The sequence below is a fragment of the Chroococcidiopsis sp. [FACHB-1243] genome, from assembly GCF_014696895.1.
In the GTDB taxonomy this organism is placed as follows: domain Bacteria; phylum Cyanobacteriota; class Cyanobacteriia; order Cyanobacteriales; family Chroococcidiopsidaceae; genus Chroococcidiopsis.
Window position 1 is genome coordinate 21,358 of the sequence record NZ_JACJQX010000036.1, and the last position, 25,933, is coordinate 47,290.

Annotated in this window: 26 protein-coding genes and 1 tRNA gene; 9 read left to right on the forward strand and 18 right to left on the reverse strand. The window is 44.0% G+C overall.

What is annotated here, in order from left to right:
- Positions 1-320: 320 nt before the first annotated feature.
- The 3 genes from H6G17_RS23695 to H6G17_RS23705 form a co-directional block, all read right to left on the reverse strand.
- Complete coding sequence (locus H6G17_RS23695; RefSeq protein ID WP_192161060.1) at positions 321-2,093, reverse strand: M61 family metallopeptidase; 1,773 nt, start codon at positions 2,091-2,093, stop codon at positions 321-323.
- Between the two features lie 178 nt (positions 2,094-2,271).
- On the reverse strand, positions 2,272-3,543 hold the full coding sequence (locus tag H6G17_RS23700; RefSeq protein ID WP_192161061.1) for a hypothetical protein: 1,272 nt from the start codon (positions 3,541-3,543) through the stop codon (positions 2,272-2,274).
- A 130-nt stretch (positions 3,544-3,673) separates the two neighbouring features.
- Positions 3,674-4,807: a HetZ-related protein 2 gene (locus H6G17_RS23705; protein WP_199316958.1), complete on the reverse strand. Its 1,134-nt coding sequence runs from the start codon at positions 4,805-4,807 to the stop codon at positions 3,674-3,676.
- A gap of 861 nt (positions 4,808-5,668) precedes the next feature.
- Here H6G17_RS23705 and upp point away from each other — a divergent pair.
- A complete protein-coding gene (gene upp / locus H6G17_RS23710) occupies positions 5,669-6,304 on the forward strand; it encodes a uracil phosphoribosyltransferase (RefSeq protein WP_015156791.1) in 636 nt (211 codons plus the stop codon).
- Between the two features lie 41 nt (positions 6,305-6,345).
- Here upp and H6G17_RS23715 read toward each other — a convergent pair whose 3' ends face one another.
- The 4 genes from H6G17_RS23715 to H6G17_RS23730 all read right to left on the reverse strand — a co-directional run bounded on the left by H6G17_RS23715 (position 6,346) and on the right by H6G17_RS23730 (position 9,594).
- Positions 6,346-7,275: an ABC transporter permease gene (locus H6G17_RS23715; RefSeq protein ID WP_192161063.1), complete on the reverse strand. Its 930-nt coding sequence runs from the start codon at positions 7,273-7,275 to the stop codon at positions 6,346-6,348.
- 80 nt (positions 7,276-7,355) lie between these two features.
- A complete protein-coding gene (locus tag H6G17_RS23720) occupies positions 7,356-7,997 on the reverse strand; it encodes a superoxide dismutase family protein (protein ID WP_242038562.1) in 642 nt (213 codons plus the stop codon).
- Positions 7,998-8,236: 239 nt separating this feature from the next.
- Entirely contained in the window at positions 8,237-8,653 is a 417-nt protein-coding gene (locus tag H6G17_RS23725; RefSeq protein ID WP_192161064.1) for a hypothetical protein, read from the reverse strand.
- Between the two features lie 53 nt (positions 8,654-8,706).
- Entirely contained in the window at positions 8,707-9,594 is an 888-nt protein-coding gene (locus H6G17_RS23730; protein ID WP_192161065.1) for a M48 family metalloprotease, read from the reverse strand.
- A gap of 486 nt (positions 9,595-10,080) precedes the next feature.
- Between H6G17_RS23730 and crcB the strand changes: the two genes are divergently transcribed.
- The 3 genes from crcB to H6G17_RS23745 all read left to right on the forward strand — a co-directional run bounded on the left by crcB (position 10,081) and on the right by H6G17_RS23745 (position 12,396).
- Positions 10,081-10,452 carry a fluoride efflux transporter CrcB gene (gene crcB / locus H6G17_RS23735; RefSeq protein ID WP_192161096.1) on the forward strand — a complete coding sequence of 124 codons (372 nt, stop codon included), beginning with the start codon at positions 10,081-10,083 and terminating at the stop codon, positions 10,450-10,452.
- Positions 10,453-10,513: 61 nt separating this feature from the next.
- Complete coding sequence (locus tag H6G17_RS23740) at positions 10,514-11,191, forward strand: class I SAM-dependent methyltransferase (protein ID WP_199316959.1); 678 nt, start codon at positions 10,514-10,516, stop codon at positions 11,189-11,191.
- Positions 11,192-11,241: 50 nt separating this feature from the next.
- Positions 11,242-12,396, forward strand: a complete 1,155-nt coding sequence (locus tag H6G17_RS23745) for a quinone-dependent dihydroorotate dehydrogenase (RefSeq protein ID WP_192161098.1) — start codon at positions 11,242-11,244, stop codon at positions 12,394-12,396.
- Between the two features lie 62 nt (positions 12,397-12,458).
- Here the strand turns inward: H6G17_RS23745 and H6G17_RS23750 are convergent, their stop codons facing one another.
- The 7 genes from H6G17_RS23750 to ndhL form a co-directional block, all read right to left on the reverse strand.
- Positions 12,459-13,241: a hypothetical protein gene (locus H6G17_RS23750; protein WP_192161066.1), complete on the reverse strand. Its 783-nt coding sequence runs from the start codon at positions 13,239-13,241 to the stop codon at positions 12,459-12,461.
- A gap of 146 nt (positions 13,242-13,387) precedes the next feature.
- The gene (holB, locus tag H6G17_RS23755; RefSeq protein WP_192161067.1) at positions 13,388-14,338 is read right to left on the reverse strand and encodes a DNA polymerase III subunit delta'; all 951 of its coding nucleotides are present in this window, start codon (positions 14,336-14,338) and stop codon (positions 13,388-13,390) included.
- 64 nt (positions 14,339-14,402) lie between these two features.
- A complete protein-coding gene (locus H6G17_RS23760) occupies positions 14,403-15,815 on the reverse strand; it encodes a monooxygenase (RefSeq protein ID WP_192161099.1) in 1,413 nt (470 codons plus the stop codon).
- Positions 15,815-16,474, reverse strand: coding sequence for a dTMP kinase (gene tmk / locus H6G17_RS23765; protein ID WP_192161068.1), 660 nt, complete (start codon positions 16,472-16,474; stop codon positions 15,815-15,817). Before tmk ends, H6G17_RS23760 begins: the two co-directional genes overlap by 1 nt.
- Before the next feature lie 39 nt (positions 16,475-16,513).
- The gene (trpA, locus tag H6G17_RS23770) at positions 16,514-17,314 is read right to left on the reverse strand and encodes a tryptophan synthase subunit alpha (protein ID WP_192161069.1); all 801 of its coding nucleotides are present in this window, start codon (positions 17,312-17,314) and stop codon (positions 16,514-16,516) included.
- 10 nt (positions 17,315-17,324) lie between these two features.
- Positions 17,325-17,636: a DUF3007 family protein gene (locus H6G17_RS23775; RefSeq protein ID WP_192161100.1), complete on the reverse strand. Its 312-nt coding sequence runs from the start codon at positions 17,634-17,636 to the stop codon at positions 17,325-17,327.
- A 36-nt stretch (positions 17,637-17,672) separates the two neighbouring features.
- Positions 17,673-17,885, reverse strand: coding sequence for an NAD(P)H-quinone oxidoreductase subunit L (gene ndhL, locus H6G17_RS23780; protein ID WP_015156778.1), 213 nt, complete (start codon positions 17,883-17,885; stop codon positions 17,673-17,675).
- Between the two features lie 308 nt (positions 17,886-18,193).
- Here ndhL and H6G17_RS23785 point away from each other — a divergent pair.
- Positions 18,194-18,278: transfer RNA gene (locus tag H6G17_RS23785), tRNA-Leu, on the forward strand.
- Between the two features lie 307 nt (positions 18,279-18,585).
- Positions 18,586-19,821, forward strand: coding sequence for a hypothetical protein (locus tag H6G17_RS23790; protein WP_192161070.1), 1,236 nt, complete (start codon positions 18,586-18,588; stop codon positions 19,819-19,821).
- Positions 19,822-19,962: 141 nt separating this feature from the next.
- On the opposite strand, the gene H6G17_RS23795 is transcribed toward H6G17_RS23790, so the two are convergent.
- Positions 19,963-20,904, reverse strand: coding sequence for a lysylphosphatidylglycerol synthase domain-containing protein (locus H6G17_RS23795; protein ID WP_192161071.1), 942 nt, complete (start codon positions 20,902-20,904; stop codon positions 19,963-19,965).
- 292 nt (positions 20,905-21,196) lie between these two features.
- Between H6G17_RS23795 and H6G17_RS23800 the strand changes: the two genes are divergently transcribed.
- On the forward strand, positions 21,197-21,763 hold the full coding sequence (locus H6G17_RS23800; RefSeq protein ID WP_192161072.1) for a DUF6658 family protein: 567 nt from the start codon (positions 21,197-21,199) through the stop codon (positions 21,761-21,763).
- A gap of 93 nt (positions 21,764-21,856) precedes the next feature.
- The gene (locus H6G17_RS23805) at positions 21,857-22,585 is read left to right on the forward strand and encodes an apolipoprotein A1/A4/E family protein (RefSeq protein ID WP_192161073.1); all 729 of its coding nucleotides are present in this window, start codon (positions 21,857-21,859) and stop codon (positions 22,583-22,585) included.
- Between the two features lie 84 nt (positions 22,586-22,669).
- Here H6G17_RS23805 and H6G17_RS23810 read toward each other — a convergent pair whose 3' ends face one another.
- From H6G17_RS23810 to larC, 3 genes are all read right to left on the reverse strand, one after another.
- The gene (locus H6G17_RS23810) at positions 22,670-23,248 is read right to left on the reverse strand and encodes a TetR/AcrR family transcriptional regulator (RefSeq protein WP_192161074.1); all 579 of its coding nucleotides are present in this window, start codon (positions 23,246-23,248) and stop codon (positions 22,670-22,672) included.
- Positions 23,245-23,619 (reverse strand): hypothetical protein, encoded by a 375-nt coding sequence (locus tag H6G17_RS23815; protein ID WP_192161075.1) that lies wholly within the window; start codon positions 23,617-23,619, stop codon positions 23,245-23,247. The genes H6G17_RS23810 and H6G17_RS23815 overlap by 4 nt, the downstream gene beginning before the upstream one ends.
- A gap of 98 nt (positions 23,620-23,717) precedes the next feature.
- Positions 23,718-24,998 carry a nickel pincer cofactor biosynthesis protein LarC gene (gene larC, locus H6G17_RS23820; RefSeq protein WP_192161076.1) on the reverse strand — a complete coding sequence of 427 codons (1,281 nt, stop codon included), beginning with the start codon at positions 24,996-24,998 and terminating at the stop codon, positions 23,718-23,720.
- A 169-nt stretch (positions 24,999-25,167) separates the two neighbouring features.
- Between larC and H6G17_RS23825 the strand changes: the two genes are divergently transcribed.
- The gene (locus H6G17_RS23825; RefSeq protein WP_192161077.1) at positions 25,168-25,818 is read left to right on the forward strand and encodes an L-threonylcarbamoyladenylate synthase; all 651 of its coding nucleotides are present in this window, start codon (positions 25,168-25,170) and stop codon (positions 25,816-25,818) included.
- Positions 25,819-25,933: the final 115 nt, after the last annotated feature.

Below are 25,933 nucleotides of genomic sequence, written 5' to 3' on the forward strand. Positions count from 1 at the left end.
AGTGCCTTTCGCGTATCTCAGAAAAGTTCTGTTGTTTTCCTGTCCTTTGTCTTCTGCTAGCGACAGATAACTATTAACCAACAGCAGGTTAAGTCCGCGCTGTTTGAGTTTGTTGCTCCCAAGACTTATTAACTAGGATAACAAGGGAACTCAAAAATCTGCCGCTACCACTTTGAGGATTGGGTAGAGTGCTGTCAGATTTCGCTCTACAATATGACATACTCTCCAGCATAGCAGGACGGGGCTTTAAACCGATTCTCTTGATAACAGTGCAAAAGGCTGCTCGAACTTTGAAACAGCCTTTTTTAAAAGAGGAGATATTAACAGCGACTCCCAAGCCATCCCTCATAGTTGTGTTTTTGAGTCGGAGAGGGATTTTCTACTGGGACAACTTGATAGCGACTGGGACGAGGAGCAGCTAAAGTCACAGTGTGAGTGCATAGTTCTTCTTGATGGAAAACTGTAACTTCGATCGCATCTCCTGGTTGGTAATCTCGCAGGCGATCGCTTAGATTATTTGCTGTTGCTTTTAAGCCATCAATTGCTAGTAATTCATCTCCAGGTTCGATTCCGGCTCGCTGCGCTGATGCATCGACCTCTACAAATTTAATCGCGTCCTTGCCATTTTCTGCTTGCACTTTCATACCTATATAAGGCACGGATTCCTCATCTTCTGCGACTAATTTCAACCCAAAGGGTTCGAGATAACGATCGAAAGGTAATTCTGCCGTACCATCAACGTAGCTTTTAAAGAAATCATCTAAATTTGTTCCAGCCACAGATTCAATAACTTGTTTTAACTGTGCGGGAGTAAAACCAATTTCATCCTTGCCGAATTGCTGCCACATCAGACGCATGACATCATCTAGCGATCGCCGATTTTGATGTTTCTCTCGGATCGATAAATCGAGTAAAAGCGAGACTAATTCCCCTTTTAGATAATAGGAAATTTGGGAATTGTTAGTATTATTGTCGTAACGATACAGCTTAATCCAAGCATCAAAACTCGATTCGGAAGCAGGCTGTACGAGTCGTCCTGGCGTAGTTTGTAGGCGAGTAATTTCCTTACTTAAATTCTTCAAATAAGTCTTATCGTTATAAATACCCGCCCGTAAAGGAATAGCTAAATCGTAATAGCTAGTCGTCCCTTCACAAAACCACAGGGACGGCGTGTAATTTTCGTTATCGTAATCGAACACCTCTAATGCTTTTGGACGAATTCGCTTGACATTCCAGAGATGAAAAAATTCGTGGGCAACAAGTTGCATGAAGCGCTCGTACTTCTCGCGATCGCGAAATCCAAAGCGAGAATAAATCAACGAGCAAGCAAATTTATGCTCTAACCCGCCATTATTTTGTGATGCTAGATGTAACAAAAATATATATTTGTCGTAAGGTAAACCACCAAATAGTTCTGCTTCCACCTCGATAATCTTTTGAATATCGGGAATCATCTTGGCAGCATCGGCATTACCTTTACCCCAAATCGCTAGTTCGTGCAACTTACCCAGCACCTCAAACTGATGCGATTGATGACAGCCAATTTCAAACGGACTGTCTACCAACGTATCAAAATCTGTAGCAGTAAACGTGTTAGTTTGCCCCGCTACTGCTGGTAGAGGAGTTGTGACGCGCCAATCCGATCTCAGTGGTGCGATCGCTACTTGGATCGGTTGCTGTTCTAGTCCTGGGAGGCGAAAGAAGATAGCCGCACCATTAAAATAGCCGTGAGTCGCATTGAGGTGATTCGTCCGTACTGATAGCTCGTTAGCATGGATACGGTAGCGTACAGTAATATCAGGGCGATCGCCTGTTTCTACTTGCCAGTGATTTTTACTTAACTTCTGCCACGCTAAAGTCTGTTCCCCCGCGCTGGCAGAAAAATCTTGTAAGTGTTTGGCATATTCTCGCACCAAGTAAGAACCTGGTGTCCAAACTGGCATTTTTAAATCTACTACTGGCAATTTCCAACCGCTTAAATGCAAAACAACCTCAAACAGATGATTTTCTGGTCGAGGCATGGCAACTTGATAATGAATTGTTGGTGTAAAGCTAGAAATCTTACCAACTTGAGTTAATGTAGCTTCAGTCATCAATGGTAGTGAGTTGTTGGACTTAGGATAAATCTAACAACTCTTTAGTGGTTGTTGGTTGATTGACAGTAGAGAGTGACCAGTGAGGAGTGGCTAGTGGAACCAGAATTGCTCCCCCCTCTCCCTTGTCTCTCTTGTCTCCCCTGCTCCTCTGCTCCCTGCTTCCTCATAATGCAGGTCACTGCTTCAGCTGTTCCAATTGCCGCTCTACGTTTTCGATGATTTGATTGAGAGCGAGGAGAGATTGGTATCGTTCGCCATGTTCTTCAGCGTCGATGCTAGCTCGTTCTTGCAGTTGGCGCAACTTTTTCTGAAGCTGGTTGGCGATCGCCATTGCGTCGCGGCTTAAAGTATCTATTTGTTGTTGTTGATAAAACTCTAAGGCTTCTCCGCGCAAAACTTGTAAAGTTGCTTGTTCGCCGTTGTTACCTGGCATAACGCGCAGGCGCAATAATATTCGTTCGCCATGATAAAAACGCTCGATCTCTACCTGTTTTGCTTCCTTCGCTGGCGCAAGAGGCATGTGCGTCAATTCTTTCAGTTGCTCGATCGCGTCCTGAAACAGCTTTGCTGGAACCTCTGTTAGCACGCACTGCAAATTTCCATCTTGGCTACACACGATCCGCCCTTGCTGTAGCGATTTACGCTCAAAATAAAGCCGTCCAATGCCTTTTTCTAAAACCCGTCCGAGTAATTCTCGTACGAGTTTCTTGGGAGGTAGGGTTTTGAGGGACTCGACTGAGTTAGTAGAATAACTAGCTGGTACTTTAATCGCCGACAAACCTGATGGAGTTGGGTTTGCTGAAGATTTTTGCTGGGACTTTGGCGTTCCGATCCCGCCTATACCAGATGGTTTAGCAGCAGTTTGTTGAGATTGTGCCGATTTAATTCCACCTAAACCAGAATGTCTAACAGCAGATTGTTGGGATTGCGGTGTCTTAATTTCACCCAATCGAGAAGGTGTGGGTTGTGGCGTTTGTGGCTGAGAAGTCTTCCGGGCTGCAATATTTTCTCGCTCGTCAGCTAAAATAAGCGTCGGTTTGTCATTCGGGCTGAGTCCTGTTGGTTTCTCGGTTGTAGGTTTAGCAGCAGACGCACCAGGATATCCCGCAGCAATGGAGTGCAGCTTATCTGAGCTTAAATCGTTGTTTTTTGAGCGATTTAAGTAGGCTGACATGAGCTGGCGGTGGTCTTCTGAGTCGAGCGCCTGGGGTACTAAAGTGTATTTTAAATATGCAGCGATCCGTTCGACGTATTCTATGGCAGCAGTATCGTCTAGATCTACCATTCCCAAAATTAGGTTTTGTTCCTCTACAGCTATAGGCAAAACTTGATGATATAAGCAAGCTTCAAAAGGTAGCATTCTATCAATGAGGCTGTAGATTTGCTCGGTATTTAGTTGGAATCTACCGCTTGCTGGCTCATCATTTTGGGAATGAAATTCTACCATAAAACTAGAATATTTTTCTGTATACTAAATTCTAATATATTCGCGTTCAGTGAAAACACCAACGGTTAAGTAGTTTAGTTTACAGAGATTTGAATGGAGAAACGGAAATAATAAGTTGAGGTGAAATTCCTCATGCTTGGCTGCGCATTTCTTGAGCTATCAAGTAGAGTTTACCCCATTCAGTCATAACCTGATGGCTCTTTAAATTCAAGGTTTTCGCAATTTCTTCATTATTCTGATTCGCTTTTTTCAACTGGACGATTTGTTGTTGAATTGGAGTTAATTGCCTTAAAAAGTCTTCCCACTGGTTTTGTGTCAGTCCCATATTGTGTTCTATGAGGGAAGTCTCCAGCCATTCGCTCACAAGTTCCGGTTTATGTTTGAGTCCAAATACCCGTACGGCATGATAGTTAATTTTCTCTCGCAAACGATAGATCTCTTTAACTGAGATGTTTAACTGAGCCGCGATCGCTTCTTGCGACTTACCTTGTAAGTAAAGCTGGAGCCATTGTGCGGCAGTAGTTCCCAGATTTTCTTCGAGATAGCTAGAAAATTCTTGTTTCACTAGCTGTCGCGCAGTTTGCTGTTCTTCTAAGCTTTGTTCTTCTTGATAGTCTGCGACTGCTTTGGGATCTAACAAGCTAAAGGAGTTATCGCTATCATCGCCTAGTATTTCTTCAGACAGCAGGCGTAATTTATTATTAACAGGAACTTGTGTGACTCCTCCCCGTGCCGTGCGACGCAAATAATTGACAAAGCGATAGACCAATAAGGGTTGACTGCGGATCGGGCGCAAGCAATATTCTTCTAAACTAGCAAATAGCAGAGCGTTGCGTAATTTTAGGTCGTCCGTACACTCAGCAATCCAAGCTATTTGCTGTTGCATGTAGCGATCGCTTTGCAATAATTCTTGTAGTACTTCTTGCAATACTTCTGTAACTTGACGCTGGCGATCGCGACTCATTGATACGAGCGTGCGAATTTTATTGCGCAACAACTCCAAACTACAAAGCCTTGTCATCAATTGACGATAGGCGCGCTCTGGTGGCATTCCTAAATAACGTTGCTTGAAGATGCGAAAGCGATATTCCATCGCTTGTTTGGCGATCGCTTGTTCGTTGGTATTAAGTTGTTCCCAATCTTCGATCGCGTTGCCGACTAACCAACGAATGATACTCTCTCTCGTGGCATCGCTTTGTTCTGGACATTCAGTGCCTAGACGCGATCGCCAACTTTGTATCAGGTCTGTTGCCAACTTACTCATGAGATGGCACTCCTCCAATCCCTGCTTTACAGTTTGCATAACAACCTGCATTCTTCCTACCTACTACCTTTTGGAGCTGCTTGGGTTGGCAGTACGTGGTGTTTCAGGTCGTAATGATGAAACTTTCATCTCTTTTTATTCAGCAATCTTACCGACGCTGTGACTAATAGAGTGAGTTCCTAGCCAGAGAGGCATCAAACTTTACATTTGGAAGTCTTGTCAACGTTCTCCCCATGCGTGTCATGACCCTAGCTAGCTTGTCATCAGTACGAACTTCCACCCATATACTGTGAGTAGCGGTTCATTTACCCAATGGACACTTATGAACCTCTATTTATTTCTCAAGTCTCAGTACAAATATCGTGCAATAATTTATATTAATTTACATTTGCTCTCAATGGTAGGATATTTTTTAGAAATGATTGGATAAATCACTAATATAATATCAAGTAACGATGCATTAAACATACCAATTTGTCAAGATTCAATGTTGAATTTTGTCTTAAATCATCTCTTTTTCGTCTAGCTCGAAAAAATTCTGTATTTTTAGCTACAGCAGAAATATTTTTTGATGTATCGTTTTAGTAAAGCCGCGAAATGTTTTAGAAGGAGATTTTAGAAGGGCGATCCGAAGGGTCTTATGAGTCAGTTAGTGTCTGAGTTTCATGCTCAAAAAGTAGAGATATTTTAGCTAGTAATTGCTAGATAACTGACTATTGCTCGATCGAGATTGACAAATAACTCGCAAGCGATTCTGTTGCTTTAATAGTGAATCGTTTCTAAAAAATACAGTATATGATGAAGATTGCTATATTTTCGCCAGCTATTTTAAGAAGTATTTAGATCCATTATTGCTCCAATATGCAAGCCGAAGTTCATGCGATCGACCATCCATTAATCCAACACAAATTGACGCTGATGCGGAAAGCCGAAACTAGTACGGCAAAATTTCGCACGTTGTTAAAAGAAATCAGCTTGTTACTAGCTTACGAAGTAACGCGGGATCTACCGCTCAAAACCGAACAGATAGATACACCAATTGCCTCTACAAACGCGCCAATGCTAGCTCCCGATAAAAAGCTAGTGATAGTATCGATTTTACGGGCAGGGCAAGGAATTTTGGATGGAATGTTAGAGTTGATGCCTTCCGCACGGGTAGGACACATAGGCTTATATCGCGACCCCAAAACTTTAACAGCGATTGAGTATTATTTCAAAGTTCCCGATGAGGTGGAAAAACGAGATGTCTTAATTGTCGATCCAATGCTGGCAACCGGAAATTCAGCTATAGCCGCCGTGGATCGCCTCAAGGCTATTAACCCTAACTCTTTAAAATTTGTCTGTTTGCTAGCTGCGCCCGAAGGAATCAAACATTTCCACTCTCAACATCCTGATGTACCAATTTATACTGCTGCCATTGACGATCGCTTAGACGAACATGGTTATATCGTTCCTGGCTTGGGAGATGCAGGCGATCGCTTGTTCGGCACGAGATGAAGTGTAGAGACGTTACATGTAACGTCTGACTACACTGGTTGCTACTCGCTTTTTTCCTTGAGATAGGGAAGACCTAAAGCAGATGGGGGAGAAGATTTTCCGGCTAAGCCAACCAGGGCGAGAAGGGCGATCGCGTAAGGTAGCATGACCAAAAATTGATAGGGAATATTAACACCCAGAGCTTGAATGCGAAGTTGGAGAGCTTCGGTAGCGCCAAATAGCAAGCAAGCCAAAGTAGTACCGATGGGATGCCATTTACCAAAAATCAGGGCAGCGATCGCAATAAAACCTTTACCAGCACTCATCCCCTCGGCAAAAAACTTTACCTGTACCAAACTTAAGTATGCTCCTCCCAACCCCGCCAAACAACCGCTGAGAATGACGCTGAAATAACGCACCAGTAGTACGGAAACTCCAGCCGTATCCGCAGCACGGGGATATTCTCCTACAGCACGGAGAGTTAAGCCGGGATGAGTGTAAAACAATAAGTAATTCGTAAATACAACCAGAAAAATTAGGAAATATACCAGAATATTTTGCGCGAATAATAAAGAACCAATTATGGGAATATTGACTAACCCAGGAATGGCGATCGCCTCAATACCTGGTAATTTCTGCGCACCACCACTAAAGATCAGCCGCGCCAGAAAAGATGTCAAGCCAGCAGTAACTAAATTAATTGCCAACCCAGAAACTAACTGATCCACACGCCAAGACACGCTCAGTAGTGCGTGCAGTAGCCCTACCATGCCTCCAGCTAGAATAGCCGCTAGTACGCCTAGCCAAACGTTGTTACTGTAAAATGTTGCAGCCGCGCTAGCAAAAGCACCAGCGAGCAACATCCCTTCTAAGCCAATGTTTAATACCCCAGATCTCTCTGAATAAAGACCTCCTAAAGCTGCAAACGCTAGGGGTACGGCAAGGCGCAAGCTAGCAGCTAGATAATCGGCAAAGAAAGATTCATTAGTCATTTGTCATTTGGGAATAGCTAATTTTGACTTTTAACTTTTGACTTATTCCTTGCCAATTATCTGCTGGAGAATTAAGAAGTTTAGCTTTGTTCGATCGCGCCACAGGCAAGCCGACCGCCGCCCGATTGTGCTGCCGTGCCTCCAGATATCATTAAATCGGGTAATTGGTGAACGATGATAGCGCTGCTATCTTCATCAAATAGAGAGACAGGGCTTTCGTAAAGGGTAATACGACTTGTAGCAGTTATCAGTCTGCCCTCACCTTTCTGATTAATATCTATATTTGGTAAATCTCCTAAATGATAAGGGTGATTTTCTTGGACAGGTAAGGAGCTACCGAATGGTCCTGGATCGAAATGTCCGCCAGCAGTACTAAATCGGGGTTCTGTTCCTTCATCACAAATAGCTTTTTCGTGGAAGTGAATGCCGTGTAATCCTGGTGTGAGAACGCCAGGATCTCCTTTCAGATAAAGATCGACAAGAGTAACTCCATTACTAATTTGCCGTAGCTTTAATTCTCCAGCAATATCGGGACCGAAGATCTTTGCTTTGGCAGTAATGGGGCGAGAATCCTGAGCAAAACTTCCTTTAGAGGCAATGGCGAGGACGAACATTGACACAGCCATTGCGATTAGTACAACCCTAAATCCGAATTTTTTCATATAAATTAGTTCTGAAAACAGCACGGAGAAAAGCTGCTGAAGGCGAGTTTCAACAGCCATGGCAGATTTTTGGCGATCGCAAAAAGTTCATCGAATTGAGCAACTCGATACTTTAAAAATTACTACAGGGCTGGTACGAGTTTTTACGAAGATTTTCTGAAGATTGTCAGCAAATTTAGATAAACGAGTTAAACATCGAACTCTATCGATCTGACCAATAAAAAATAGGAGAGTAGCGATCGCCACTCTCCTGTTTTAAAACAGCCCTATTTTATACTTGACACTCTTTCAATAGATACTTAGCGGTTAGAACCACGGGGAGCAGTAAAGGCATCCCAAGCGGCTTTAGCTGCATCTGCAAGCCGATCGCCAAATTCGTGTATTTCTCTGGCGACCACTTCCCAGTTCTTCTCGGCTTCTTGCTTGAGGTGTTCGTAGGAGTTCTCCAGGCGATCGCGTTCGATCAAGGGCTGATTCCGTTCTACAAACTCCCTTGCCTTACGTACAGCTTCTATGTACGTTTCGCGAGTGAAAGAACCAGCAGATTGCGCCTCTAGTTGAGCGCGGGTTCTAATTGCTTCAATCAAGGCTTTGGTTTCGTTTTTAATTTCATCGCTTTCCCCAAGCATTTGCTCGTCAACAAGAGCGCTGCTATCTTGGGGAATGATTTCGATTCTCACGGAGTTGTCTTCTTGATTGCCAATTTCATTAGTCATGGTTCGATCTCCTAAATGAGTAACTTGCGATCTATTGCTTGCTTAACTGATGACTACTGACCGAAGGAAAACTTAGTAGAGTGCGGTAACTCTCTTTCCAATTTTAAAAGTTGCTCGATCCGTGCTTCAGTTGAAGGGTGGCTGGAAAACAATCCGCTCATGAATTGTCCCGAAAAAGCATTAACAATGAGTAGCGGTTCAAAAGCAGGATTACCCACCATCGGTGACTGTCTAGCAGCGCTTTCTAACCGCTGTAGCGCTCTTGCCAAAGCGCGAGGATTACCAGTCATCCGTGCCGAACCAGCATCAGCAGAGAATTCGCGCGTCCGCGAAATAGCGAGTTGAATAATTGTTGCTGCAACAGGCGCAAGTATAACTGTCAGTAATATTCCAATCGGGTTGACACCACCGCGATTATCTCTAGATGTTGGTGCAGAGAACCATAAACCATAGCTAGCCATTTGAGCCAGGAAAGAAATTGCCCCTGCGATCGTCGCTGCAACTGCTTGCGTCAGGGTGTCGCGGTTTGCAACATGAGTCAATTCATGAGCAATGACACCTTCTAATTCATCTTCAGGCAATAATTCTAAAATTCCTTCCGTTACAGCAACAGCTGCGTGTTCGGGGTCGCGTCCCGTTGCAAAAGCATTCGTTGCCCGCGAGGGAATGAGGTAAAGGGCAGGCATCGTTAATTTAGCGCGATCGCACAATCGTTTTACCATTTGATATAGTCCTGGTGCTTGCTGGGGACTAATCGGTCGGGCGCGATAAGCTGCCAGTGCGATCTTATCTGATTGATACCAAGATACTAGGTTAGTAATTGCAGCAATGGCAATACCAGTTATAATACCAGCGCTACCACCAAGAATCCAGTAGCTAATTGCAATTAATAAACCACTTAATAAACCTAGCAGTGCCACTGTTCTGAACTGATTCTGCATATGTTTTCTCCTTGTAATGCTGTTATTAATGCTGAATTTGTATAGCAACAACATTACTCAAAGCGCACTCTAATTGTATCGACCTTGATTCAGATTTAGGAGGCAGATAACCTCCCCCCTGAGTACGGATCTACTCACCTTTATGAGGGGTGAGAGAACATTATTGTGTCATGCCACAATTTTTTCTCAAGGAAATTACTTAATTGCTACTATCTATACAGATTTTGAATCTATCGGTAGTAATAAATTTGAAGACCGATCGAGAATCAAACGTTAAAAAACAGTATTTTAAGAATATTTGATAACTAGAATACAAAAATATTGGTATTCACAACTGTTGCGATCGAAAACTACTGACTACTATCGCTGTAGTAGCGAGCGATCGTTTGTAGATGACAGATAATCTTATAGTAAGGTGAGCCATGCCCATCTTACTACCAACTACTCATGATTATGAGTTGGAAAGATTTGATCTAACTGTTAGCACTGCAACAGCCAGCAATTCGCAATCCGATCGCGATTAGTTTTGGTGCGATCGCTGGAGCTTTGAGTCGTTATTATCTAACTTTATGGTTTGTGCAACGCTTCGGGACGAGTTTTCCCTACGGAACTTTTTTCATCAACCTCACAGGGTGTTTTGCAATGGGTTTTTTCGCTACCCTTGCTTTAGAACGGGCGATCGCGATTGCTCCAGAAGTCAGATTATTAGTTGCAGTAGGTTTTTTAGGTTCCTATACGACCTTTTCCACCTATGGCTTAGATACGGTAGCATTAGCAAGAAACCATCAAATTGCAACTGCTAGCCTTTATTGGTTAGAAAGTTATCAGTTGACAGTGGAACCAGTGGCTAGTGGCTAGTGGCTGGATTCTTTTCTAGTCACCAGTCACTAGCCACTCACTACTTACTACTCACTTCCCCATGACAAATCACAAATTGCTAAGAATTCTAGAACCGGAAGTGATGGACTCTTGGGAGGAAGCAGTTGAATACGATGCGATGGATTTCGTAGAAGTCAACACTGCTTTTGCTCAAACCGCAAGTGAGTTATGTCGGTTAGACACGGCTAAAGTTCTCGATGCGGGAACTGGTACGGCTCGAATTCCAATTATCCTCAGTCAAATGCATCCCCAATGGCAAATATGGGGGATTGACTTGGCAGAAAATATGTTGAAATTAGGTTTTCAGAACGTCAAAGCCGCAGGCTTGCAAGATCGAATTAGTTTGGAATTAGTAGATGCTAAGCGCCTACCTTATCCTGACGATTACTTCGATCTAGTCATTTCTAACAGCCTCGTTCATCACTTACCGAACCCCTTGCCTTTTTTGCAAGAACTCAAACGAGTATTGCAACCCAAAGGAGCCATTTGTATTAGAGATTTAATTCGTCCAAGTGATGCAGCGACTATAGATCGGTTAGTTGAAGGAATTGGTACGGAATACAGCGATCGCCAGAAAGATTTATTTCGCGATTCTCTGCACGCAGCTTTTACAATTGATGAGGTCGAACAACTCGTCACTCAAGCCGAAATTCCGGGTGTGAGGATTTATCAATCGAGCGATCGTCATTGGACTGTAGAGAGGAACTGGAGACATTGACCAGTGACCATATCTCTTACCTCTTCCCCTACTCCCTACTCCCTCATAAAGTGGATATTTACAAATCTGCAATTAGACCGTTTCTATTTGATGGCATTAAAGCCGATCCTGAGTGGATGCACGATCGCGTCATTCATTCTTTAGATTGGCTGGATCGAAATCGCGCGCGTCCTGGTGTGAAACAGATTTTAGAACAACTGCAAAAATCTACAGGTTTGCAAGACAAGCGATTGCAACAGCAACTTTGGGGAATTGATTTTTCTAATCCTTTGGGATTAGCTGCTGGGTTTGATAAGGATGGGGTAGCGGCTCATATTTGGTCGAATTTTGGTTTTGGCTTTGCCGAAATGGGGACGGTGACATTTCATCCTCAACCAGGAAATCCTCGTCCGCGTCTATTTCGATTGCCTCAGGACTTTGCCGTTCTCAATCGCATGGGTTTTAATAATCATGGCGCAGCGGTGATGGCGCAACGGTTAGCTGAGAACAATAATTCTCCTACTTTTAGACCAATACCTTTAGGCATTAACTTAGGCAAATCAAAAATTACTCCCTTAGAATCAGCCGCAGCCGACTATCTCGACAGTTTTCGGTTGTTGAAAGCCTGGGGTGACTATTTTGTGGTGAACGTTTCATCTCCAAACACTCCAGGGTTGCGATCGCTCCAAGACGCAGCTCAGTTAGGCTTAATTTTAGATGCTTTACAACAGGAAAATCAGGGACAAAAACCAATTTTGGTGAAAATCGCTCCCGATTTAGAGTGGGAAGCGATCGTCAATATTCTTGACATTGCCCAAACTTATCAATTGGCTGGAATTATTGCCACCAACACCACAATCCGCCGGGATGGATTAAAAACGCAGATAATTGCTAAAACTGGCAAATCAATTGTCGAAGAAGCTGGAGGAATCAGCGGTTTACCCGTACGCGATCGCTCTACAGAAATTATTCGGTTTATCTACCAACAAACTCAAGGACAGTTACCAATTATTGGTGTTGGAGGAATTTTTACGGCTGAAGATGCTTGGGAAAAAATTATCGCTGGTGCTAGCCTAATCCAGGTTTACACCAGCTGGATTTACGAAGGAATTGGTATAGTCAATCGCATCCTCGCGGGATTGCTGCAAAAAATGGCAAAACACGATTTGAACTCTATTTCCGAGGTTAGAGGAAGTCAGTTATCAGCTCGTCGAGGGAGTGACTAGTGGCTGGTGACTAGTAACTAGATGAAGAATTCTACTACTAGCCACCAGCCACCAACCACTCGCTAAATTCGATAAAAATCCTTAGTTTCAGCCGAAAATCCCCAAGAAATGCCATCAGGATCGCGACTGCGAGTCCACTCAGGAAAATCTGGATCGTCTCGCCGCTTATACACAGTGCTGGAATAGACATTCAGTCGCTTAGCCAGTTCTGATTGGATCAGGGTTTGGGGTAAAGGTTGACTTTGGTTGTGAGATATTGATTGTTCTGTAGCTACTGCGGTGTCGTCCGGCTGCGGCAATTGTATGGAGGTCGCGCTTTCTGGAGCATTAGGAGTAGGAGAAAAAGCTGAGACAGTTTCTAACGGAAGCGATTCGGCTTGCTTAACTGACTGTGAGGCAATTTGCTGAACATTCTGAGCTTTTTCTCTCGCTGGCTCTAACTCCTTAAGCGGTTCGCTCTTGTCCAGCATACTGCCTAAAGTGCTGGAGGTGATAAAGTAATAGACTGTCCCTAAGTCTTTATATTCCTGTCGCTGAGCGCCAAATTCGGCTGCTTTACTATCTAAATAGTATTTAGCTGTAGCAGCAGACAAATTTGCCTTGATTGCTAAATCTAATGGCGCGATCCGACCTTGATTAGCTTGAATAACTTGCAAAAAAATGGGATTAACTTGCCGACTCCATTGTTGCCACTGATAGTACTGCCATACTTTATAACCAATACTAAAGATTGCTAGCCCCAGCAGTAAAGGCCAAGTTGTAAAGAAGATGACGATCGCGAATGCTATTGGCAACAGCAAAATCAGAAAACCATCGACACCTCTTTCTAAAGATTTTTCTTTCATTGCAATTTTGGCAAAAAGATCCACTTGTTGGCAAATTAATCATAAACTTGGCAAAAGTAGAGCGCAATTTTTGTAACTCTTAACAATCGCGATCGCCTTGGGCTTTTTTGCCAATAGCAAAATTAGCAACTATCTATAGGGTGATTTTATAGATATAAAGGCATTCCCCGCAACATTTCTACATCTGTCAAACCTAGTAACGTGACTTCCCAAACAAGTCGAGGCTGGGCATAACACAGTAAGTAACGCCTAGTTGTCTCCAGTTTTTCCAAGGGAAAGTGCTGAATTTCGTTAGCCAAAAACTTTTGCCAGTAGCAATACTGAAGATAGTCTACCAACCAAATTTGAGTTTCTAAATCCAGAGTGCGATCGATTTGACGCGCAAGATCTAGGGCTTCATGGCAAGATGGAGAAATCTGTTGAAGTTTTGCCAGTAATTCAGCCGAAATTACCTCTAGCTTTTGCCAAGCCGCGATCGCTGCCCCTGGGCTGCCCTGCGCTAGTGCCAAAATAGCTGGTTGGCTCAAAATATGCGCGTAGCCGACTTGTTGTAGTACTTGAGCTAAAGACTGAGAGTTCAAGCGATAGAAAGGAATGCGCTGACATCTCGATACCAGTGTTGGTAATAACGATGCAGTAGAGGGAGCGATCAACACAATTGTCGCCTGTCCTGGCTCTTCCAATGTTTTTAATAGCGCATTTGCCGCTGCCTCTGTCATAGATTCGGCTGACTCGATCGCGACTACAGCACGAGGTGCTTCCAGAGGTGGACGACTGAGAAATTGCTCGATGTGGCGAATTTGTTCGATGCGGATAACTGGTGCTGCTTTGCGTTTTTCTTCAGGCTGCGGCGGTTCGATCCACAAAACATCGGGGTGATTCCCCAACTGCAAACGCTGGCGAACTTGTTGCTGCTTGGAATCTGGAATTTGAGAGCAGAATAATTGTTCTACAAAGTATTTAGCTGCCATGCACTTTCCCACGCCCTCCGGTCCCGCAAATAAATAAGCTGGAGCAACGCGATTTTGCGCGATCGCCTGAGTCAATAATTCTACTGCTTGATGCTGTCCTATGAGTTGGGCAAAAGAAGCGGTCATGGAGAAGTCGTAATTCGTAAGTCGTAATTCGTAAGTCGGAAATTGTTTAATCTCCTCAGCTCCCCTACTCCCAGCTCGTCCCTGCTCCCTGCTCCCTAATAACTGTCAAAACGCGCCAGATTGTTTTGGGATGGTAGAAGGCAAGAGGCGATTTGAGCATTTGTCCTACCTCCAACACTAAGGCATGTAGTTCTGGTCTAGAACTTGTACCTTTCATCAACTGCCGATTATACCAACGCATGAACTTGCCTAGCTTGCCTGACGACGATTTATTTGAATTGTTGGTTGGGTGCTGCTCTGTTTTGGGAAAGCCTAAGTCTTGAGTCGTTGCTATAGCCCAAGCTAAAGCAGTCGTTTTAGCCAAACGTTTTTGAAAGTCTGAGGTATCTAAATCTAAAGCATTTACATTAGAGGCATATCCTTGCTTTATCCAGTCGCGTAATGCGATCGCTCCCATGGCACTGATTGTCATCCCCTGCCCATAAATCGGACACAGGGCGCAGACTGCATCGCCTAAAACAATAAAACCTTGCGGTAGCTTAATTTTTTCGTAGTGATACAATCTGTTAGCAGTCGCACGATGAGCATAGGTAGGGGACACAGGCTCGGCAGATGCGATCGCCTCGTAAAATCTCTGACTGGGTAGACTGCGGGCAAATGCTAAAAAGCCTTCATCGTCCAATGGCGGAAAATCTTTGCTGTAGCCGCCTAGTGTAGCAATCCATTCTCCTCCCTCGATTCTAGCTAAATATCCCAATCGTGTATTCTCTGGTGGAGACTGGGATATTAACATAATTTTCCAATCTGCATCAAATCCTACCGGAGCGCGGTAGCGGCGCGTTGCATAACCGAGAAATGGATTGACGACGGTTTCATCTGGTGGGGTAAATCCCGCGCTTCCTAGCCATTGTGGTGCTTGGGAACGACGACCGCTAGCATCGATAATTAATGTAGCGACTAGTTCGCTCTCTGTGACTTCACTCACGGGACGTAGGCGAATACCTGTAACGCGATCGCCATGAGAATCGCGCACCAAACCCGTTGCGCGATGTTTGGCAATAATTTCAATATTAGGTATCTCTAAAATACGCCGTCTAATTGCCCACTCTAGCAACGGACGACTGCAAGTGCAGGAAATGATTTCTGAGGCAGATGTCGTGTTGGCACTCCAGTTACCGTAAGTCAAGTGATGAAACTCCCGCAACCAATCAATTGATAGTGCGCCAGCAGTAGAGAGTTCAGCACCGATTCCCGGAAAAAGTTCTTCTAATATTCTGTACCCTTTGGCAAACAAAACGTGAGGTTGTACTGATTGGGGTACGCCTTTTCTAGGTTGAGGCTGGCTGGGTAGCATATCTGTATCGACGATCGCGACAGTCGCAAAATCATCTGCTAGTACCCGTGCAGCCAGCATACCAGCAATGCTCCCTCCTATGACAACAGCACGATCTTGCCCGTGTCTCCGTGTTGAGTTCATCATCGCAGCATTTCGGCTAAGTGTTGGCGCAAAATCGTCTGAATCTGTTGACGAACTTCGCTTTCACTCAAACTAGCATCAACTCGTACAATGTGGTGTGGATCTTGTCGAGCTAATTCTGAATATCCCTGTTGAACGCGACGATGAAAGGCGATCGCCTCTTGTTCGATGCGGTCGTTGCTTCCCCGTCCTTTAGTTCTAGATAAACCGACTGCTACATCGAGATCTAACCAAATTGTTAAGTCGCTTTCCAGCCCAGCAGTTGCGATCGCGTTGAGTTGATGGATTAAATTTAAATCTAAACCGCGACCGTAACCTTGATAAGCAATCGTGGAATCGGTATAGCGATCGCACAGAATAATTGTGCCAGAAGCGATCGCCACCTTGAGCGTTTCTTCTACATGCTGAGCGCGATCGGCGGCGTACAATAACAATTCAGTCGTGCTGAGTATGGGTGCTTCACCTCTAGATTCCAGCAACAAAGAGCGCAGTTTTGCTCCTAATTGAGTCCCCCCTGGTTCCCTTGTGACGATGACATCTCGTTTAGGCATCGCAGAGCTGAAAAGCTCCTGAAGCCAGGATTGTGTAGCTTGGATTTGTGTGGTTTTGCCACTACCTTCAACACCTTCAAATACAATCAGTTTGCCTGGTGAGTTCAAATTCGTTCTTTATCAGGGGTAAGGGAGCAGGTGGCAAAATTATTTGTTGGCAATAACAGCTTTGAGACTGCGGCAAAATTCGGCGATCGCGGCGAGTCCTTGCTCTGGTGTCCCTTCAGCTAGACGCTTCACTACGGCACTACCCACAATGACTGCATCTGCACCCCACTGTTTTACTTGTGCTGCGTGTTCTGGCTGAGAAATGCCGAAGCCAATTCCGATTGGCTTATCGCTCATCTGCCGAATTTGTTGTAACAAGTCCTGCGCTCGTGCTTCTAATCCAGTTCTGATCCCAGTTACGCCAGTCACGCTCACTAAATAAATAAATCCTTGGGAATGCCGTGCGATCGCCTCAATTCGTTCTGCCGAGCTGGTAGGAGCCACTAGTAGTATGACTTCTACCCCGGATTGGGTTGCCACCTGCAACACGTATTCCGCCTCTTCCAGGGGTAGATCTGGTATGACTAACCCTGCGACCCCTGCTTGAGAAATCTGTTGAAAGAACGGCTCGATCCCTCGGTATAAAATCGGGTTGTAGTAAGTAAATAAAACAATTGGCGATCGCAAATCTGACTTGACAGCCGCGACTATCTCCAAGACTTGCTCTAGCTTTGTTCCCCGTTGCAAAGCGCGGGTAGCTGCTGCTTGGATCGTCGGTCCATCAGCCAGTGGATCGGAGTAAGGAACGCCCAATTCGATAATATCTGCACCTGCCGCATCCAAAACCCGTAGTGCCTCAGCGGTCGTTGCTAAGTCAGGATCGCCAGCTGTAATAAATGGGATCAAGGCACACTCATGGCGATCGCGCAAAGACTTAAAACACTCGGAAATAGCAGTCATAAATTAGGGGTTACGAATTAATCTTTTCTTCTTTTTCCAGTTCAGCTTGCAGCTTTTCCAGTTCTTCTGGTGAGAGTTCGTCTAGCTTTTTTTGCCAGAAAGCTTCTTCATAGGCGCTTCGCTGCTGGTGATAGGTCATCTTCTTCCCCATCACGCGAAAGATATAGCTTAGCAGCCATCCAATTAAACCACCTACTAATAATAGCTGGCTCCAGATCCCAGCTTCTAGATTATCTAAGCCAGCAACTTTTAAAGCAACGTATGCTATGCCTCCAGCAGCAAAGACTCCTAGAGTCACTCCTATCGCGTCAATTCGTCGCATTGCAACTGTGTCAACCACTCCTATGTAATTCTTTCTCTATGTCTGAATTTGGCGGCGCTTGGGTCGAAAGTTGAGGAAGGGCGATAAAACCAATAAACCTGGGAAGAAAAAGAATACCATAAAGTACATAAAACCGCGCTCGAAGGAAGTAGCCGTATACCACCTGAGATTTAAGTAGAGGAGTAGTGCGATTGGGACGACAAGCAAGTATGCTCCTGCCAAAGCTAAGTACAGTAGGGCTACCATCATAAATTTTTTCCCAAGTTAGGTATAAATGAACGAGCGATCGCCTGAAGCGAGCTTTGTGTTAACTAAGTTGTGTTAACTAACGGTGTATTCCCTGTTTTTAGATATTGTACCGCTCTTCAGTTATCAGTTATCAGTAAGAGCGTGAAGAGTGGTAGTTGGTTGTTGGTTGTTGCTCCTCTGCTCCCCTGCTCCCCTGCCCCCCTTGTCTCCACACCGACTTTCTTTTTTTAAGTTGCATAAATTTCCCTTTAGTGCTGGAATAGTAAAGCGGGGTAGACAACCCTGTCACAACTCACATTGATAGCTGAGGGGGCGTGGCGGAATGGCAGACGCTACGGACTTAAAATCCGTTGACCTTAAACGGTCGTGAGGGTTCAAGTCCCTCCGCCCCCATGAGACTTTTTAGAAAGCCTGCACTAATAGCGCAGGCTTTGTGCTGTAATTGCGTATTTTCTTCGATCTCAATTCCCTATTAATTTTTCTATTGAAATAGCTATACGCGATCGCGGGATATTACTCAGACATCTTTCTTTCTCAAACGACTCCATCCGCGATCTTACGGATGCCTGTTTACTACATATTTACGATAAAATTACACAGAAATACTCTACTGTACTAAAACTTTTTAAATTATAGTTCGTAGTATATAAAATCTAATTCGAGCGCAAACAAAATCGCTGCATACATGGAAAGGCATTGTATGGTTAAGCCTACTATCTTCGATGCTACTGGTTCGTCCAGCGAAGCACAAACTGCAAGCAATCTTACCTCGCGGCAAACAAGCAACTTTGAAGAAGCACAGGAAACTATATATGCTTACTTATTAGATATTATTAAGCAGTGGTCGCCTGAAAATGTTTTGAAGGAATTCAGACACTTATTTATTCAAGATGATGACCCAATTAACTCCAATGTCATCCGCTCTATATATGAAATTGTGTTTGCCAACGATCGCCAAGAATTTCATTATACGCTCAAACGGTCGTGTTATATTCTCGTCAATAACTGGGTTTCTAAAAGAAAATTTAAATACATCCAACAGCTACTAGAAATTTTAAACGATCCGATTACTAAGCGAAAGTCTCTTTCGCCAATGGTCGATCGCTTAAGAGGTTGGATACAAGTTTTTGCTAAAAGCGACGATTATCAAAAATTAGAATTGTATGCTCAGGCTAAATTTCAAGAACACACTCGTTGGAATTCTCGCTATGCACCAATCTTGCTCTCAACTCAATACAACGACTTAAGAAACCCAATCGAACAACGAGAAGCAGCTAGAAATAGAGCATTACAACTACGGTGTAGATTTAAGTTTGACTTAGCGATGTATATGGCACGGTTTGAATCTGCTGGAATCGACAGCCAAATTCAAAATCCGACAGATGTGGGAGATGAGATTCTCCGAGTCATTAAGCTCATTGTAGCTAAACGCGATACTTATAGCTATACAAACATGGCTAACGTATTTAGCAAAACAACTCAAGGACAGAACTACAAAAAGTTTAAGCAAAGTTTAAAAGACTATCTACTCTGCTATGGAGAAAGTCAGGAGTTTTCTGATACCTTAAAACTCAATTTATGGCATAAATTAGATTCGTTATATGAAACCTGGCACGATCAGCCGCTAACCGATACAATGTTGTTGAAAACATGCAATAAACTGATAGACTATTTAACAACAGATAAGCGAAAACAGCCTTCACCGCTACTAGAATCATTAATATCACAAGGTAATCCGCTTACGGTTGTCATACTTCTATTAAAGATTGTCTTAATTTGTCAACCCGCACGAATACGTTTAGAAGCTTGTGTTGCCGACTTAATTATGTATTATGAAAAGTCTCCAGAAAGTTGCGTTTGGATGACTAATTTTATTGAAATTTTCACGATTATCTTTGCCATTTATGCAGATAATATGACAATATCAGTTAAATGATATCTTATTAACTTTGTTGAACATTTGTAGGGCGAATAATATCCACATAGTTATAAAAATATCTATTATTCGCCAATGATTGAAAATTGCTACTATCTGCCATTCATCATTGATGATTTGCAGGTAACCAACCACCAACCATCAATTACCGACGACCGATCTCTCATTTAGCCAAGCTAATCCCGCGCCAGCAGCTTCAGCAGTAATACTAATAAAGCGATATAAAGCGATCGCGCTAATGACTGCACCAACAGAAAAACTGTGTTGCAATAAAGCGATCGCCGTGACTTCAAAGACTCCTAAACCCCCAGGCGCACCAGGAATTACTAATCCCAATACCCAAGCTAAACTAAAAGCAGCAAATAATAAAGGAATACGCTCTATTGATAGCGGAATTATAGCTAGTAGAGTTAGTAAAAAACCCGTTCCTCGCAATCCCACAAAACCCAATTCTCCCAATAAAGGTCGCCAAGGATAGCGTTTAATTTGACAGAGAACGCGATCGCTTGTATCCGTAGTAGTCGATTTAAATTTCATTCGACTGAGCAGCCGCATCGCCAAGTTTAGCAAATGAGGGTGAATTGCTAACAATACCCCAGCTAAAACAAAAAATAGTAACAATTGGATATAACTTTGAGTTAGAGCGATTGTCGATTGGATTCCTAGCAAAGCCAACACGATTGCGGCAGCCGCCATTAATAGAGGTTCTAATAATACGCTCAAAGCCGCTATCCTGGTAGGAATACCTGCAGTTTTTGCCGCAGAAATTCGACCGTAGTAATGCCAGACATTCCCTGGTAAATATTTAGCAATATTTGTTTGTAAATACACTCGTACGAATTGAGGAATATTGACGGTCTGGTTGAATTCTTCTAATATCCAAGTCCAGACCCATCCAGACCAAATATGGGCAAGTAGAGTTACACCTAAAGCAGTCGCTAAAGTTAGCCATCCTAAAGTAGCAATCCGAATTGCTGCTACTTCTTGCCAATTGTTTTTGAAAGCTGTTATTAAGAAAAATAAAGTCCCGCCTAGTATTATCCAGCGCAAGTAAGGTTTCAGGCGTGACAAAATGTGCTGCATTCAGTTTCCAATGTGAATCTCTCTTGAGTTAGAAACAAATTGAACTATAGCGATTGCAAAATGCACCCTTTGCTAGAGGTAGCGATCGTTCGTAAATGCCTAAGATTAGCAATCGTTGGTCAAATTCGAGCCACTTTATACAATAACGCCAAAATGCTCTTGACACACATATAAGTAAGTCTAATTGAAAGCATGAAATTTAGCACGCGGCTGAGATTAACAGTACTAGTGTTTATTGCAGCACTTAGACCAAGGGCATTTGGCGGACTAGTTCAGTAAATAGGAGGGTTTTATGCAAAAGTTAACTACTTTGTTCAAAAAACTAAGATTGCGCCAAGTGCTGACAGTATGCCTAGTCAGCGTATTACTGATCTTCAGCGCAGCTTGTAGCAATGCAACGACAGCCCAAGGTGCAAATCCTAACAACCCTGCTGTACAGGCGGGTGGAAACAACAATCCTCACAAAAATCCTGGGGTTAACTACAACAACGTAGATAAATATACTACCGACCCCACAGTTAAAGAGACACCCGATAAATCGCCAACTAATCGCGCTAGTTTAGATGGATATTCTCTGCTTGTAGCAGCTAACAGCGAAGGACTTCTTTACCCTGGAGCAGAAACCCCAGCTGGTAGAGCAGAAAAAGAAACTGAATTACCAATCAAAACAGCGAAAGACTTTAAACAACCCGAAGCAGGCGGGTTGAACCAAAGAAATGAAGATTTAGGAGAGCGGCTCGGTAACCGTTTAGAAAAGGTGCAAGAAGCTTTTAAAGAGGCATCGGAGTTTACTCAAGAAAAAGCAGCAGAAGGTAGCAGAAGACCAGAAGCTCAAAGCAATCCTGCTTTAGGTCAATAGGTTCCAATCGAGTAGCAAACTTTTGTGGCAAAACAAGAACAAAAAACATTTTGCTCTCATAAATAACTCTATCCAATTAAAGGGAGTATTAACATGAACAGGATCGTAACTGCTGTGAAAAAAGTCCATCTGGGACGAATTTTAGTCACCTGTATGGCAGGAATTTTACTCTTTGTTAGCACTGCTTGCTCTAATGCTGTACAAGCAAAGAGTCCTGATGCAGGAGTTGTGACTGGAAGAAGACAGAATGTTCCTGCTGGGGAATTAGCTGTTCCAGGACAGAAGAATCCTAGACCAGAAGTTCCAGGTGGTACGGCAACTTCTCCCGATTCCGGCGTGGTGAACAAGTTCGAGGGAGGACCGACAATGAATGAATTTAGCGATGTCGATCCCAGAGCTAGAGATTTAGAGAAGGCAGCTAACAAAAAGGCTAATGCCTTAATTGAAAATGCCGAGCGCAACGTCATCGACCAAACAAGTGATGTTGGCGAAAACACTAAGCGCATTCTAGGTAAAAAAGGAGAGAACGCGGAAGATTTCGGTAAGAATGTTAACCGAAATACCGAGAGTCTCCAAGACAAGATCAAAGGTACTGCTGAAGACCTAGCCAAAGGCGCGAAGCGCGGTACGGAAAATATCAAAGACAACACCTCTGATGCCCTACGAGGAGCAGACAGAAATGTCAGCCGTGCTGCTGAAGATGCCAAAGATACAGCTAGAGATTTAGGCAAGAGCGCTCAACGCAAAGCTGACGAGGCAGCTCAAAACACTCAACGTAGCTTGGATCGCGCCGGACAAGCTGCTAGAGATGCGGTTGACTAATTTTCTTGAATAAGTTCTGTTGCTGAGGGTGAGTCTATGCTCACCCTATTTTTTGCTAAAAACAAACTCAGTGACTTGACTAATTTACTCAAGTTCTTTTCTATGAAGAGCCACACAGTAAGCAGAAGCCATTTGGTTGAAACGATTAAAAATTTGTTCTAGCCAGTGAGAATCGGCATTTGGAAATAATTGCTGAAGTCCGACAAAAGTAGAATACTCAACAATCGCGAGTTCAAGTGCAATTTTTTCGTCAATTTGTCCCATCTCACCAATTAAGCCGACTAAGTATTGAATTCTCTGATCGTCAACCTGCTTGAGGGCGAGTTGTACCCGTTTATCGACTCCCGACCAATTTCTAATTGCTCGCTCAATATGTCTGTCTATTCCTGCTGCTAGACGGTCGAGTTCTCGACGGCGATCGCTCAGATTATCAAGTTGCTCGACGGTTGCAATAATTCGGTTTGTATATTCGGACTGCCAATACTCAAGTAGTGCGTTAATAAATTCGTCGTGATTCTTGAAGTGGTGGTAAAAGGAACCCTTTGTCCGATAGGTCACTTGACAAAGGCGTTCGATGGTTAAAGCTTTTTCCCCCTCAGAACCCAATAGTTGCAAGCCAGTATCGAGCCAGTCTTTGCGGGTCAATCGTTCAGCCGTGGTCATGTTGAGAACAAACCTAAAAATCCCAGTAGAGTAATGGGGATGAAGAATACCCACTGGGGGTAATCAAGCGGTTTTAGCCTGCGTATAGTTATTAATCCCACATTAAGCAACGCACAAGCAGCTGGAATACTGGTTGCAGCTAGAGCTAAAGGAATATTAGTTGGCAATAGTGCAGCCCAGGCATACGTACAGGTCAAAAATAACAGCGCGATCGTCACAATATGCCAGCAGTAGTACATTGTCAGCTTGGGCATTTCTTGGAGATCTGAGGCATCAAGTAATGGTATTACCACCTCTCGTCCACCCCAAAAAAGATGAGCGAGGAAAGTAATTAGCGAGATAACGGCAGCAGCAAAAAGAAACCAGTTCATGACATTCTCCTTCTTTGCTGAGATATTCATACAATACCATACCAAATGGTATGTTTAAGTTTAGCTGAATTCGCTCAGCACAAATTTCTAAAATATTTTCATTCCGAATTCTTTTCGTACCAAGCTTGCAGCGCTAATCGATGAACTTCTCGCCAAGGGAGATCGTGCCGTCGAGCAATTTGCCAGCAATCTTCGTATTCTGGCTGGACGTTAGTAATTTGACGCTCTGTGGCTGTACCAGTCCAAGCAATTTTAATTCGCACCGTACCGTAGTCGGTTGTTACAGATTGGATTTCGCGCTGTAAAGCTAGCCGTTGTTGAGCATAGCGACGAATACCTAGAGTTGTAGTTTCTCGAAAGACGATCGCTTCAAGATCGGTCACCTTGTCAGGATGGCAAATAACAGTGAGCAAAATGCCAGGACGAGATTTTTTCATCCCAATTGACTGCGTGAAAACATCCAATGCCCCAGCCGCTAGCAGCGCTTCTAAGACGTAGCCGATCGCCTGGGGGTTAAGATCGTCGATCTGGGTTTCCAGTACCGCGATCGCCTCTAGAAAGGGGCTAGTATTTGATTCTTGTAGGGGCGCACAGCCGTGCGCCCCTACTACGTTACCAAGCAAAGTCTCCACACCCAGCCACAAGCGCAGAATATTAGGGATCGGTAGATGAATGGAACCCGCACCCTGTCCGATCCGCTGTATCGTCATAGCGGGTGGAGAGCCAAAATCTGTAGCTAAAGTGGTGGCGATCGCGGCTCCCGTAGGCGTAACTAATTCCTTTTGGATACCATTGCTATAAACTGGACAAGTCCGCATTTCCCACAACTTCAATACCGCTGGTACGGGAACCGCCATCAGTCCGTGGGCGGCTTTAACTGTCCCGCCTCCCGTGGGTAAGGCAGAACAGTAAATTTTATCTATCCCCAACCAATCTAAACCCAAGCAAGTACCAACAATATCTACAATGGCATCCACCGCACCAACTTCGTGAAAGTGAACTTTCTCTGGCGCAATACCATGCACTGCTCCTTCCGCAACAGCTAGCTGACGAAAAACAGCTAAACTCCAAGCTTCAGCACGAATCGGTAAATTAGCTTTGAGAATTAAATCTTCAATCTCGGGCAAATGACGACCGTGATGATGGGTATGATTATCGTGGTGGTGATGCTCGTTACCTAATAAATCGACATGAAATTTTGTTGCTAACTGCCCGTTACGGTGGACGAAATCAACCCTTAGTTGATATTCCCGTTCGATTCCTAAACCCTTAAGCTGTTCTTGTAAGTATTCTAGCGGCACGCCAGCATCTACCAGCGCTCCTAAGCACATATCACCAGCAATGCCAGTAGGACATTCGAGGTAAGCTAGTTTTGTCATAAGTTAGTGGTGAGTAGTGAGTGTCGATCGGTTGTGGGGTGTGGGGTGTAGGGTGTAGTGGGGAGAGTTCGGAATGAATTTTGAATATTGAATTGTCTTGCTCCTCTGCTCCTCTGCTTCTCTACTCCCTACTCCCTGCTCCCTACTCCCTACTCCCTACTCCCCGATCATGGCTACAGTCTACACAATTCATCCCGACAATCCTCAAACTCGCACCGTGGAAGAAATTATTGCAGCGCTGCGCGATGGTGCAGTCATGCTGTATCCCACTGATACTGTCTACGCGATCGGCTGCGACCTTAATTCTAAATCGGCAGTGGAGCGAGTGCGCCAGATCAAACAGCTATCAAATGATAAACCGCTAACTTTTTTGTGTCCTTCTCTCTCTAATGTGGCAACTTATGCGATCGTCAGCGATCCTGCTTACCGGATTATGAGGCATTTAATCCCAGGGTCTTATACTTTTCTGCTCCCCGCCACCAAGCTCGTACCGAAATTAGTCCAAAATCCTAAGCGCAAAACAACGGGAATTCGAGTCCCAAATCATAAAATTTGTGCTGCTTTACTAAATGCTTTGGGTAATCCGATTATTTCTACCTCAGCTCACTTGCCTCAAAATGGCAACGGGCGCTCTGCTCCGGCTGAAGCTGACTTATCGCGAGTCGAGTTATTCGATCGCCTAGACAACATAGTAGACGCGATCATCGATGATGGCTCGGAGCCAGAAGATGAAGTCTCGACAATTATTGACATGACGACTGACGAACCAGAAATTATCCGCCAAGGTAAGGGCTGGGAAGCTGCCGTAGCATGGGTTTAGAAGGGAGTAGGGAAAGGACAGGGGAGACAATTCAAAATTCACTCACCATACCCTACACCCTACTTCTCACTACTTACTACTCATTTGTTACAAATGACGAATGACCAATAACTGA

Coding starts and splice junctions, on each gene's coding strand:
- H6G17_RS23695 (WP_192161060.1), bottom strand. CDS start 2,093: ATGACTGAAGCTACATTAACTCAAGTTGGTAAGATTTCTAGCTTTACA.
- H6G17_RS23700 (WP_192161061.1), bottom strand. CDS start 3,543: ATGGTAGAATTTCATTCCCAAAATGATGAGCCAGCAAGCGGTAGATTC.
- H6G17_RS23705 (WP_199316958.1), bottom strand. CDS start 4,807: ATGAGTAAGTTGGCAACAGACCTGATACAAAGTTGGCGATCGCGTCTA.
- upp (WP_015156791.1), top strand. CDS start 5,669: ATGCAAGCCGAAGTTCATGCGATCGACCATCCATTAATCCAACACAAA.
- H6G17_RS23715 (WP_192161063.1), bottom strand. CDS start 7,275: ATGACTAATGAATCTTTCTTTGCCGATTATCTAGCTGCTAGCTTGCGC.
- H6G17_RS23720 (WP_242038562.1), bottom strand. CDS start 7,997: ATGGCTGTTGAAACTCGCCTTCAGCAGCTTTTCTCCGTGCTGTTTTCA.
- H6G17_RS23725 (WP_192161064.1), bottom strand. CDS start 8,653: ATGACTAATGAAATTGGCAATCAAGAAGACAACTCCGTGAGAATCGAA.
- H6G17_RS23730 (WP_192161065.1), bottom strand. CDS start 9,594: ATGCAGAATCAGTTCAGAACAGTGGCACTGCTAGGTTTATTAAGTGGT.
- H6G17_RS23740 (WP_199316959.1), top strand. CDS start 10,514: ATGACAAATCACAAATTGCTAAGAATTCTAGAACCGGAAGTGATGGAC.
- H6G17_RS23750 (WP_192161066.1), bottom strand. CDS start 13,241: ATGAAAGAAAAATCTTTAGAAAGAGGTGTCGATGGTTTTCTGATTTTG.
- holB (WP_192161067.1), bottom strand. CDS start 14,338: ATGACCGCTTCTTTTGCCCAACTCATAGGACAGCATCAAGCAGTAGAA.
- H6G17_RS23760 (WP_192161099.1), bottom strand. CDS start 15,815: ATGAACTCAACACGGAGACACGGGCAAGATCGTGCTGTTGTCATAGGA.
- trpA (WP_192161069.1), bottom strand. CDS start 17,314: ATGACTGCTATTTCCGAGTGTTTTAAGTCTTTGCGCGATCGCCATGAG.
- H6G17_RS23775 (WP_192161100.1), bottom strand. CDS start 17,636: ATGCGACGAATTGACGCGATAGGAGTGACTCTAGGAGTCTTTGCTGCT.
- ndhL (WP_015156778.1), bottom strand. CDS start 17,885: ATGATGGTAGCCCTACTGTACTTAGCTTTGGCAGGAGCATACTTGCTT.
- H6G17_RS23790 (WP_192161070.1), top strand. CDS start 18,586: ATGGTTAAGCCTACTATCTTCGATGCTACTGGTTCGTCCAGCGAAGCA.
- H6G17_RS23795 (WP_192161071.1), bottom strand. CDS start 20,904: ATGCAGCACATTTTGTCACGCCTGAAACCTTACTTGCGCTGGATAATA.
- H6G17_RS23800 (WP_192161072.1), top strand. CDS start 21,197: ATGCAAAAGTTAACTACTTTGTTCAAAAAACTAAGATTGCGCCAAGTG.
- H6G17_RS23805 (WP_192161073.1), top strand. CDS start 21,857: ATGAACAGGATCGTAACTGCTGTGAAAAAAGTCCATCTGGGACGAATT.
- H6G17_RS23810 (WP_192161074.1), bottom strand. CDS start 23,248: ATGACCACGGCTGAACGATTGACCCGCAAAGACTGGCTCGATACTGGC.
- H6G17_RS23815 (WP_192161075.1), bottom strand. CDS start 23,619: ATGAACTGGTTTCTTTTTGCTGCTGCCGTTATCTCGCTAATTACTTTC.
- larC (WP_192161076.1), bottom strand. CDS start 24,998: ATGACAAAACTAGCTTACCTCGAATGTCCTACTGGCATTGCTGGTGAT.
- H6G17_RS23825 (WP_192161077.1), top strand. CDS start 25,168: ATGGCTACAGTCTACACAATTCATCCCGACAATCCTCAAACTCGCACC.